This window comes from Streptomyces gobitricini, from assembly GCF_039532985.1.
Taxonomy (GTDB): Bacteria; Actinomycetota; Actinomycetes; order Streptomycetales; family Streptomycetaceae; genus Streptomyces; species Streptomyces gobitricini.
Genome location: NZ_BAAASR010000004.1, coordinates 96956 through 106618 on the forward strand (window position 1 = coordinate 96956; position 9663 = coordinate 106618).

Here is a 9663-nt window from a genome sequence, read left to right on the forward strand (position 1 = left end):
GGAGCCGGCCGCCGGCCCGCCGCGCAGGGCGACGGGCCACGCGGCGTCCGCCGGCCGGTGCGGGGCGAAGGACCACCAGGCGGCCAGGCCCAGCACCAGGGCGGTGAGGACCGTCGCTGGGCCGCCGATGTCCGCGTACGCGAAGTCGACGAGCTGCCACACCAGCAGCCCCACCGCGACCAGCCCGCAGGCCGGGACCGGCCCGGTCCGGCGGGCCTCGACCAGGCGCCGCAGGGCGCACGCCAGCAGGGCGAGCCAGCTGCCCGCGACCGTCAGCAGACCCAGCAGCCCCTGCTCGCCCAGCACCAGCAGGTACATGTTGTGCGGCGACAGCAGGGGCTGCCGCTGGAAGCCCATACCGGCGCCGGCCGTGTCGCTGCCCGACGACAGGGCCAGCGAGGCGTGGCTGTCCCGGTAGTGCGGGAAGCCCTTGAGCCCGACGCCCGTGAGGGGTTCGGCGCGCCACATCCCGGCCGCCGCCGCCCACATGGTGTACCGGTCGGTGACGGACCGGTCGGGGGCGGCCGTGACGCGGGAGATGCTCGCCACCCGTTCCTGCACCATCTGCGACCCGACGCCCAGCCCGGCCACCAGCACCACGCCGAGCGCGCCCGCCGCCAGCCCCACCCGCGCGGCCCGCCGCACCCCGCACAGCGTCAGCAGCAGCGCGCACGCCAGCACCGTCGCGATCCAGGCGCCCCGGCTGAACGACACCACCAGCGGCACGACCAGCAGCCCGCCGCAGACCAGGGCCCACGTCCTGGGGCGGCGCCCCGGCGCGCCGAGCGCGATCCCGGTGGCGGCGACGATCCCGTACGCGACGACCGTCGCCATGCCCATCACGTCGGTCGGGCCGAAGGTCCCCACCGCCCGGACGTCCTCCCCCATGTAGGAGGCGCCCGTGCCGGTCAGGTACTGCGCCACCCCCACCGTGCCCTGCGCCAGGGCGAGCCCGATCACCGCCCAGGCCACCACGGCGAAGTCCCGCCGGTCGCGCACCAGCAGCACCACGGCGGCCGGTACGAGGACGAAGACCTGCAGGTAGCGCGCGACCCCCGGGAGGCTCGCCGCCGGGTCGTGGGACGCGACGGCCGCGGTGCAGATGCCCAGCACCGGCAGGCCGAGCACGACGGCCGCCGTCCGCGACAACGGCCGCGCCCGGTCCCGTACCACCCGTACGGCACAGCACACGACCAGGACGGCGGAGGCGGCGTCCGCCACCGTGCCGGTGCCCGAGGAGCCGTGCGGCGGCGGTACGGCGAGCAGCGCGACGACGGAGAGCAACGGCACCAGCGGCGCCCAGTCGCGTACCGGCATCAGCTGCCCGCCGGCCGGACCAGTGAGGCCGCCGTGCGCAGCAGGATGCACACGTCCTGCCAGAGCGACCAGTGGTCGATGTAGTGGTTGTCGAAGCGGCACCGGTCCTCGATGGAGGTGTCGCCGCGCAGCCCGTGGACCTGCGCCAGCCCGGTCAGGCCGACGGGCATCCGGTGCCGGGCAGCGTACCCGGGGTGGGCCCGGCTGAACTTGGCGACGAAGTAGGGGCGTTCCGGGCGGGGGCCGACCAGGCTCATGTCGCCGCGCAGCACGTTCCACAGCTGCGGCAGCTCGTCGAGCGAGGTCCGGCGCAGGAACGCGCCCACGGCGCTCATCCGCTCGTCGTGGGCGACGCTCCACCGGGTGGCCGCCTCCTCGGCGTCGGCGGGGCGCAGCGTACGGAACTTCAGCAGGGTGAACAGCCGGCCGTCCTGGCCGACGCGCTCCTGGCGGAAGATCACCCCCGGGCCGTCCGAGAGCCGGATCGCGGCCGCGCACAGCAGCAGGAGCGGGGCGAGGGCGGCGAGCATCAGCCCGGCGACCGTGACGTCGAGGAGCCGCTTGGACAGCCGGCCGCGCTGTGCGGGCGGCGGGTCGAGCCGCCGGCAGGCGTGGCCCCACAGGTGCTGGCTCATCGGTGTGGGCCGCGTACCGTCACCGCCCTCCCCCACCAGCCAGCCGGTGCAGCCGTAGTGGCGCAGCAGCGCCACGAGGTCGGCCTGTGCCGCGCCGGTGAACACCGCGTCGCGCACGCTGTTCTGGATGACGGCCCGGTGGATCTCCTCGGGGGTCGTCAGCACCGGCAGGGACGATTCGGCCGGATCGGCCGGCCGCTGGGTGTCGACGATGCCGACCGGCCGGATGCCGTACTCGCGGTGCCCGGCGAGCGTGCCGGCGAGTCGCCGTGCGGCGGGCGCGGGGCCGATGACGAGCGCGGAGCGCGGGTGCGCGCGGGCGGCGGCGCGCCGCCGGTGGTGCAGGACGGCGCGGCACCCGCTCACGAACGCCAGGTGGACGGCGTACACGGCGGCCAGCGTCCCGGGGCCGACGGCGAGCTGCGGGGACTGCGCGGCCAGCAGCGCGGCGGCCGCGCACCACACGATCGCCGCCCGCCCCGCGAGGGCGGGCAGTTCGTCGAGTACGGAGGCGACGGCGCCGGTCCGGTAGAGGCCGGCGTACGCGTTGAGCGCGGCCAGGCACGCGGTGAGCTGCATCAGCAGGGCGGCGCCGCGCTGGTCCGGGCCGAGCAGCAGCGCGGCGAGCAGGACGGCGACGCAGTCGGTGGCGACCAGGGACGGGACGAAGTGCGGCGCGGGCGCCGGGCGGCGTGGCGGCAGGGCCGGCCGGTCCGCCGTCGCCCCTCGGGGCGGGACGACGGTGGGGGTGGCCGGGCTGGTGCTTTCCGTGGTCACTGGGAGATCGGCTCCCTGAGCTCGTGGCGCGGGGCGGCGGTCACCTCGCGGTACACGTCCGCGAGGGCCTCGTTCACGCGCCGTACGTCGAAGCGGCGCAGTACGTGCTGCTGGGCCTGGCGGCCCAGGGCCTCGCGGAGCACGGGCCGCCGCAGGAGCACGGCCAGGGCCCCGGCCAGCGCGGCCGGGTCGTCGGGCCGGACCAGGCAGTGCGTCTCGTGGCCGGGTGGCAGGCTCTCCCGGGCGCCGTCCACGTCGGTGAGGAGGACGGGGCGCCCGGCCGCCATGGCCTCCAGCGGCGCGAGGGCCATCCCCTCCCAGCGGGACGGCTGGACGACCAGGTCGGCGGCCCGGTACCAGGGCGCCGTGTCGGCGACGGCGCCCGCGAACGCCACCGGCCGGCCGGGCCACGGCTCCGTGCGCGGTGTGCGCGGCCCGGCGGTGGTACGCGGCCCGGCGGTGGCCGTGCGCAGTGCCTCGGCCTCCGGGCCGTCACCGACCAGGACGAGCCGGGCGTCCGGTACGCGGTCGAGTACGGCCGGCCATGCCTCCAGGAGCGTGTCCTGCCCCTTCTGGCGGCACAGCCGCCCCACGCACACCACGAGCGGAGCCGTGGCCGGAAGCCCGAGCGCGGCGCGGGCGGCGGCGCGGCCCGGCCCGGTGGCGAATCGCCGGGCGTCCACACCGTTGTGGATGACGGACCAGGGTGCCCGCACCCCCGCGTGCTCGCCGCGGCGCCGTTCCGCCTCGCTGACGCAGACGACCCGGTCGGTCCAGCGGGCGGCCCAGCGCTCCCAGCGCCTGGCGAGCGCGCCGGTCACCCCGTCGACCGCCTCGAACGACCAGGCGTGCGGCTGGTACACGGTGGGGACCCGGCCGCGTACCGCGATGCGGGCGGCCAGCCCGGCCTTCGCGCTGTGCGCGTGCACCAGATCGGGGCGTACGAGGTCGACCAGCGCGGCGACCCGGCGGCTCTCCGCGAACAGTCGAGGGCCCGGCTCGCGGTCGGCCCGCCACGGGTGCACCTCGGCGCCCCGCGCGCCGGCCGCCGCCGCCAGCTGCGTACCCGGCGGGCAGGCGACGGCGACCCGCATGCCCAGCTCCAGCTGCGCTGCGAGCACGTCGGTGACCACGCGGGCCACCCCGCCGTCACCCGGCTGGACAACATGCAGTGCGGTGAGTGGGGAACGCACGCGTGACCCTTTCTACGAGGCTTTCCACGAAGCGGGCGGCAGGAGGGTTCTGCGGAGTCGGCAATGTCGTCGGGCTCGGCGCTTTCCGGTGCGCGGGCGAATGTCAGCGGCGCGCGCGATTCGGGCGTTCCCACACTGAAAGAACCTCTGAATTCCCCATACCGGTTCTCCGCTTTGACGAGGGCCGAGCGCGTCCAGCGAGATGAACGTTATAACTCAACAAACAGGTCCAGAAGCATGCGAAACACCCGCGGAACAACTTCCTTGTCCCGGCGTCGCGTTGCTGGCGTGGCGTGTCGCGCTCGAACGGCCGGAGGCCGCGTCACCCGTTCGGTCGCGCAACCGGCGAAATGCTGGGGCGTTGTTGGTGTAGCCGACCACGTCGGCCGCAGTGCCTCACCGACCTAGGAGTTCGTCACCATGTCCCGTATCGCGAAGGCAGCCGTCCTGTCCTCCGCCGTCGCCGCGTCCGTCGTCGGCGCCACCGGCGTCGCGCACGCCGACGCCAACGCGGATGCCGCCGCCGTGAAGTCCCCCGGTGTCATCTCCGGCAACGTGATCCAGGTCCCGATCCACGTCCCGATCAACCTGTGCGGCAACACCATCGACATCATCGGTCTGCTCAACCCCACCTTCGGCAACGTCTGCGTCAACGACTGACGCTCGCCCGCCCTCTCGGGCGGCCGGGCGCGACGACAGTGCGCCATTCCCGCGGGAATGGCGCACTTCTGCTTTTGTGCGAGAGGGTGGACCACTCCATCGGCGGCGCCGCCGCCTTTTCCCGGCGACGGGCCCCGGAGGGTTTTTCCGGCAGGTCAGACGGGTCGATTCACCCATTGGGCCCAGGCACGCTTGCCGCGCATGCGTTTGCGGGTCGCAATAAGCGGACTCACGGTGATGTCACGTTCTCGACGCGTCACTGGAAGGACAAGGCATGCGTCTCCTGACACCCCGCCGTGTGGCGGTCACCGCTCTCTGCGCCGCGCTCACGCTCGGTACGGCGGGACCCGCGCTCGCCGCCCACTCGCCCCACCAAGCCCCCGCCCAGCAGGCCAAGGCGCCGGGGGACATCGGCGACATCCTCGGCTCGATCGGCGGCGTGCTCGACTCCGTCCTCGGCACCGTATCGGGCACGAGCACCACCCAGGCGCTTCCCTCCACCGAGATGAACCAGGAGATGAGGGAGCTCACGGCCGCCATCGAAGCCCTGCGGAAGGCGATGGCCGAGACGAACACCCAGACGAACACCCGGCCGAACACCGGCACCACCGGCTCGGCCACGGGCACCCCCGCGACCGGCACCACCGACGGCACCGGCTCCTGGGCGGCGGCCGACGACGTCCCCCTGGACACCGTGGGCGGCCTGGACGCCCTGGACACCGCCGGTGCCGCGGACACGGACATGGACAAGGCCCTCGCCTCGATGGACAAGGCCATCGACGATCTGGTCGCCTCCGCCATGAAGGGCCAGGCCGTCACCTCGGCGTCCCAGATCCAGGCGGCCACCCAGGCCCTGGTGGACGCCATCATGCGGGACGTCGCCAAGATGACGGGCGCCCCCGCGACGGGCATGAACACCCTTCCGGCCACCTCTGTCCCGGCCACATCACTCCCGGCCACCACTCTGCCGGCCACCGCGCTCCCGGCCGCCTCGGCCCCGCAGACGCCGGTCGCGGCGCGCTAGGTCCCGCCGTCCGCTCCACTCCCCGACGGCCGTGCCGCCTCAGTCCCCCGCTGAGCCGACACGGCCGCCGGCCTTTCCTGCGCACGTTGATCCGAGAATAGGACCGGTCCGTCTCGTTCGAGTGCAGTGCCGAGAATTCCGGGCTCGCGGAGTTTCCCCCGGGCGGAGGGCTCGTTACAGAGGGCAGAGCACCACACAGCGGTTGCCAAGTAACCCGTGCGGTGCGCGAGTTGCAGCGCACAGACGCCATTCCCAGGAAGGACTCATTCCCATGAAGCCCACCAAGGTTGCTGCGGTCGTCGCCGGTTCCGTGATGGCTCTGGGCGTGGCCGCCCCCGCAGCCTTCGCCGTCGACAGCCTCACCCCGTCCAGCCTCAACGGAGGAGTCGAGGCACTGGGCAAGCGGGGTCTGGCCGAGGCCGTCCCCGCCGACGCGGTGGGCAAGGTGACCGACGGCAAGGCCGTCGACAAGGTGCAGGGCGCCGCCGGCGGGCTGGAGCCCGCCAAGGACACCGCGCAGCCGCTCCTGGGCGGACTGCCCGCGCTGGGCAAGTAGTACGCCGGGCACAACACCGGGCGACACACGCGGAAGAGTTCCACCGCGTAGGCGACGCTGCCGGGGCCGACAGGAAACGATGACGTTTCCGTCGGCCTTTCGGCATTCCCGGCCCGGCCGTCAACACCGCGACGGCGACATTGCTGCAACCAGGCGAATTCTGACGCGTTTTTCGGCGCGTGCTCGTTCTTTTGGGCAGCACCGTACTCACAGCCCGGGAAGGCGTACGCAGCAAATGAACCTGAAATCTCAGGCCGGCATGGGGATTGTCGTCACGTGCCTCGCATCGGCGGCGATGGCGTCGTCCGCCGCGGCGGCCACCACCGCACCGGTCGCACCGGTCGACGTGCCGCTGCACGGTCTCGGCACCGTACTCCCCACCGAGACGCCGACCCTGCGTACCGGCGTCCCCATCCCGCTGCCGGGGGCGCCCATGGGGCTCACCGGCCACGGGGAGGGCAAGGTCCACCCGCTGCTCCTGCCGCAGCTCCCGATCACCGCGGGCGTCCCGGAGACGCTCGTCAGCGCACCGCTGCCGGAGGTCGTGGAGGGCGAGACGGGCCGGGCCCTGGTCACGGCCCCCGCCTCGGAGCTGCGGGCGACCACGCCGGGCGCCATCCTGGGCTCCCCGGTCACGCTGCCGCGCGCCGAGACGCTCGGCCTGCCGGGTGTCGAACTGCCGCAGGTCGGGTTCCTGTCGCCGACCGTGACCGGAGCGCTGGACTACACGCTCGGCCTGGCCCAGCCGAAGGACTGACCTCCTCCCCTCCCCCGGCCACCCGTTCCACCGCGCTCGGCGCGTCCGCGCCCGCGTCCGAAAGGGCGAATGCCGTGCCACCACCGGTGGTTGGGGTGGCGCGGCCGTTACCCGGCCCGACGAGCGGCGTTGTAGGGGAGTGACGACCGCAGGTCCGCGGTCGGATTTCCACGTACAAGGAGATTTTTGATGTCTCGCATCGCAAGGTCTGCCGCCGTCATCGTCGGCACGGGCGCTGTCGTCCTGAGCGGATCCGGCGTGGCCATGGCCGGCGCCAGCGCCGACGCCGCCGCCGTCGGCTCCCCCGGTGTCATCTCCGGCAACGTGGTCCAGGTCCCGATCGACATCCCGATCAACCTGTGCGGCAACACCATCAACATCATCGGCCTGCTCAACCCCGCGTTCGGCAACGAGTGCGCCAACATCCAGCACAAGGACAAGAAGGACCACAAGGGCGGCTACGGCCACTGATCGCCCGTCGCGCGTACGGCCCCCCGGCCCACCGGCCGGTGGGCCGTTCTCGCGTCCGGGCCACCCGGCGCTCAGGCGTAGCGGTAGAGGCGGTGGTGGTCGGCGACGTCGGCGGGGGTGACACCGAACGGCGGCATCGGCTCGTTCCGGGCGACGACCCGCCGGTACTGGGCCGAACCCGGCGGGGGCGGGGCCGCGGGGAGATAGCCGGCCCGGGGGTTCTTCTTCTGCCAGCGCGACCAGACGAGGTCGACGAAGGAGTGGTGGAGCCAGAAGACCGGGTCGTTGACCGACGCCCCGCCCAGCATGAGGCCACCCACCCACCGGTGGACCCGGTTGTGGTTGCGCCACCGGCCGGTGCCGGCGGCCCGGGTCCAGCCCTCCAGCGCGTTGCGGAAGCCGGTGCGGCTGGTGGAGTCCCAGGGGGCGGAGTCGTAGACGGTCTCGGCGGTCGCCCGGGCGAGTTCCTGCTTGGTGGGCAGGTCGATGGGGTTGGCGGGATTGCCGAAGTCACGGCTGAGGAACGGGCTTTCGGTCACGCCGACCGTGATCGGCCAGTTCCCCTTGGCGTACGCGAACGGGCCGGTCGTCACCTGGTGGTCGCCGCGCCGGCCGTTGCCGCCCATGAAGTCCTCGCCCCACAGGGACGCCGCCGGGGTGTTGTCGCGGGTCCAGTCCCAGTACGGGACCGTCACCGTCGGGTCGACGCTCCTGAGGGCCCGCTCGAACTCCAGCAGGTACTGCCGGTGCCAGGGCAGGAAGGTCGGCGCCATGTGCGCGACCCGCAGGCCGTCGTCGCCGTCCGCGCTGTAGTACTGGATGTGCGTACGGACGAACTCGTCGTACCGGCCGCTCCGTTTCAGCTCCAGGACGGCGCCGACGAACTTCTTCCGCTCGGCGGCGGTCAGGTCTCGCTGGTTCTTACGGACGTACACCATGGTGTGCTCCCAGTGCCAGTCGGGCGGAGCCCAGCTCGTCCACGGCGGCGCGGGCCGCCGCGAGGGGGGTCGGGTACGACCGGTAGTGGTCGACGGGCGTCAGGTAGCCGCCGTCGGCGCACCGCATCAGGTGCAGGGGCCTGCCGTCGACCCGTACGTCGAACCTCGTCCCGGCCACCGGCCGGCCCTGGATGCGCCGGCCCCTGTACATCTCGTCGAACCCGCCCCCCGGCCCCGGCCTCGCCCCTCCGGGGCCCGTGGTGGCGACATGGGCGAGCGTCCCGCCGGTGAAGGCGGTGACGGTCAGCGCGAACAGCGACCGCAGAACGGTCCGCCGGCGCGGGAGGAGACGGGACAACGGCTGTGCGACGCTCATCGATCGGGCTCCCTGCTCGTCGTGGCTCCCACCGGACAAACGACCCCGATCGCGAACCGTTGCGCGGGGCGTCACCGCGTCCATTACCCGGCCAGGTGAATCACCGGCCCGTCATATCGGCTGAACGGGTGGAAATGTTCACGAAGGGCCCACAGGGCGCCACTACCATCCGGCCCCATGACCTCTTCCACCACCGCCACGACGCCGGGCCAGGAATCACTCCTGGGCACCCTCTCCGTCATTCCCTACGCCAACGCGCCCGAGTCCGAGAACGACTCGCCCGTGACGCCGTTCCTGATGGTGTACTCCCTCGGCGACGGCCGCGACGGCCCCGAGGCCGGTGCGGAGGCGCTCCGCGGCGAGCTGGAGAAGATCGGCCTGTCGATCGGTGACAAGGTCACGGACCTCGCCCGCGAGACCCGCATCCCGATCACGCTGCTGGTGGAGGCCGAGCAGGCGGTCCTCAACATGCCGTTCCTGAGGGTGCAGTGCCCCGTGCCGCCGGAGTGGGAGAAGGCCGCCCACGAGAGCGGCAAGGCCTATCTGATCTGTTCGCTGCGCCCGTGGCCGGAAGCCGTGCACGGGAAGCCGGTCGGCGAGGAGCAGTTGCAGGCGTTCCTCGCGGACGAGGAGATGGTGACGCTGAGCGCCCACTGCCTGCTGCCGGTGCGCAGGGTGCGCACCTGACGCCCCGGAGGGAAAGTGCCCCGGCGCGGGGCGGGTTGACCTCGCGCCCGGCCTTTCCCTCGTTCCGGTGGAAGAAAACGGAGAGAACCGCGATGAAAGGATTCCGCGTGTAGCGTCGCCGGCATGACGATGACGCGTGTGAAGGACGAGGCGGTCCTCGCCCGGAGCGAGCATGCCGAGCAGCCCCGCACGGTCGGTGCCGGCCGGGCGTTCGCGTGGATGCTGGTGGTCACGGGTGCGGCGGGGCTGCTCGCGGCGTGGGTGATCACGCT

Annotated in this window: 11 protein-coding genes and 1 pseudogene; 7 read left to right on the plus strand and 5 right to left on the minus strand. The window is 73.2% G+C overall.

Features of this window, described 5'->3' with window-relative positions; all coding sequences use genetic code 11:
• From ABD347_RS05320 to ABD347_RS05330, 3 genes are all read right to left on the minus strand, one after another.
• Positions 1 to 1317: O-antigen ligase family protein (locus ABD347_RS05320; RefSeq protein WP_344357022.1), on the minus strand; the 1317-nt coding region annotated here is incomplete at its 3' end.
• Positions 1317 to 2729: an exopolysaccharide biosynthesis polyprenyl glycosylphosphotransferase gene (locus ABD347_RS05325; protein WP_344356968.1), complete on the minus strand. Its 1413-nt coding sequence runs from the start codon at positions 2727 to 2729 to the stop codon at positions 1317 to 1319. The genes ABD347_RS05320 and ABD347_RS05325, both read right to left, overlap by 1 nt.
• Positions 2726 to 3922, minus strand: a complete 1197-nt coding sequence (locus ABD347_RS05330) for a glycosyltransferase (RefSeq protein WP_344356971.1) — start codon at positions 3920 to 3922, stop codon at positions 2726 to 2728. Before ABD347_RS05330 ends, ABD347_RS05325 begins: the two co-directional genes overlap by 4 nt.
• Before the next feature lie 420 nt (positions 3923 to 4342).
• Between ABD347_RS05330 and ABD347_RS05335 the strand changes: the two genes are divergently transcribed.
• From ABD347_RS05335 to ABD347_RS05355, 5 genes are all read left to right on the plus strand, one after another.
• Positions 4343 to 4582: a chaplin gene (locus tag ABD347_RS05335; RefSeq protein WP_344356974.1), complete on the plus strand. Its 240-nt coding sequence runs from the start codon at positions 4343 to 4345 to the stop codon at positions 4580 to 4582.
• A gap of 274 nt (positions 4583 to 4856) precedes the next feature.
• Positions 4857 to 5606: a hypothetical protein gene (locus ABD347_RS05340; protein ID WP_344356977.1), complete on the plus strand. Its 750-nt coding sequence runs from the start codon at positions 4857 to 4859 to the stop codon at positions 5604 to 5606.
• 271 nt (positions 5607 to 5877) lie between these two features.
• Complete coding sequence (locus ABD347_RS05345; RefSeq protein ID WP_344356979.1) at positions 5878 to 6162, plus strand: hypothetical protein; 285 nt, start codon at positions 5878 to 5880, stop codon at positions 6160 to 6162.
• 235 nt (positions 6163 to 6397) lie between these two features.
• On the plus strand, positions 6398 to 6919 hold the full coding sequence (locus ABD347_RS05350; protein ID WP_344356981.1) for a hypothetical protein: 522 nt from the start codon (positions 6398 to 6400) through the stop codon (positions 6917 to 6919).
• 189 nt (positions 6920 to 7108) lie between these two features.
• Complete coding sequence (locus ABD347_RS05355) at positions 7109 to 7390, plus strand: chaplin (RefSeq protein WP_344356984.1); 282 nt, start codon at positions 7109 to 7111, stop codon at positions 7388 to 7390.
• Between the two features lie 71 nt (positions 7391 to 7461).
• Here ABD347_RS05355 and ABD347_RS05360 read toward each other — a convergent pair whose 3' ends face one another.
• A complete protein-coding gene (locus ABD347_RS05360; RefSeq protein WP_344356986.1) occupies positions 7462 to 8328 on the minus strand; it encodes a tyrosinase family protein in 867 nt (288 codons plus the stop codon).
• On the minus strand, positions 8312 to 8704 hold the full coding sequence (locus ABD347_RS05365) for a tyrosinase family oxidase copper chaperone (RefSeq protein WP_344356989.1): 393 nt from the start codon (positions 8702 to 8704) through the stop codon (positions 8312 to 8314). The genes ABD347_RS05360 and ABD347_RS05365 overlap by 17 nt, the downstream gene beginning before the upstream one ends.
• Positions 8705 to 8881: 177 nt before the next feature.
• On the opposite strand from ABD347_RS05365, the gene ABD347_RS05370 reads away from it, so the two are divergent.
• Both ABD347_RS05370 and ABD347_RS30605 read left to right on the plus strand, forming a co-directional pair.
• Entirely contained in the window at positions 8882 to 9391 is a 510-nt protein-coding gene (locus ABD347_RS05370; RefSeq protein WP_344356992.1) for a DUF5949 family protein, read from the plus strand.
• A 123-nt stretch (positions 9392 to 9514) separates the two neighbouring features.
• Positions 9515 to 9663, plus strand: a pseudogene (locus ABD347_RS30605) (vitamin K epoxide reductase family protein); the annotation flags it as partial.